At 78.5% G+C, this 828-nt stretch carries 1 protein-coding gene; it reads left to right on the top strand.

Annotated features, from left to right (window positions below; all coding sequences use genetic code 11):
- Positions 1-828, top strand: an 828-nt coding sequence (locus Q6969_RS16005) for an ABC transporter ATP-binding protein (protein ID WP_317231323.1), incomplete at both ends; no start/stop codon positions are given.

Below are 828 nucleotides of genomic sequence, written 5' to 3' on the forward strand. Positions count from 1 at the left end.
GCGGGTCCGACGGGCGGCGCGTCCGTCCGCGCGGAGGGCTGGGGCTGGCGGCACGCGGGCCGCAGCGCCTGGGCGGTCCGCGACGTCGACCTCGTGATCGAGCCGGGTGAGCGGGTCCTCCTGCTCGGCGCGTCCGGCGCCGGGAAGACGACCCTCCTGCACGCGCTGGCGGGCGTGCTCGGCGGCGACGACGAGGGCGAGGCCCGCGGGTCGCTCCGCGTCGACGGCCAGGATCCGGCGGAGCCGCGAGGCCGCGCCGGTCTCGTGCTGCAGGACCCGGACGCGCAGGTGATCCTCTCCCGGGTCGGCGACGACGTGGCGTTCGGCTGCGAGAACCTCGGCGTCCCGCGCGAGGAGATCTGGCCCCGCGTGCGCGCCGCCCTCGACGCGGTGGGGCTCGACGTCGCCCTCGACCGCTCGACCACCGCCCTCTCCGGTGGCCAGAAGCAGCGGCTCGCCCTCGCCGGCGTGCTCGCCATGCGCCCGGGGCTCCTCCTCCTGGACGAGCCGACCGCGAACCTCGATCCCGAGGGCGTCGGCGAGGTCCGTCGTGCCGTCGAGGCGGTCGTCGGCACGACGGGTGCCACGCTCGTCGTCATCGAGCACCGCGTCGCGGTGTGGCAGGACCTCGTCGACCGCGTGGTCGTCCTCGCGGCCGACGGGGGGATCCTCGCCGACGGGGCCCCCGACGACGTCCTCCGCGAGCAGGGCGCCGCGCTCGCGTCGGCCGGCGTCTGGGTCCCCGGGCGGGAGCCGTCCGCACCCGCCCGCCGGCGGGCGGCGACGGTACCGCTCGTGCGGGCCGACGACCTCGTCGTCGGCCGCGGC

The sequence above is a fragment of the Clavibacter sp. MX14-G9D genome (genome assembly GCF_032917815.1).
Lineage (GTDB): Bacteria > Actinomycetota > Actinomycetes > Actinomycetales > Microbacteriaceae > Clavibacter > Clavibacter michiganensis_K.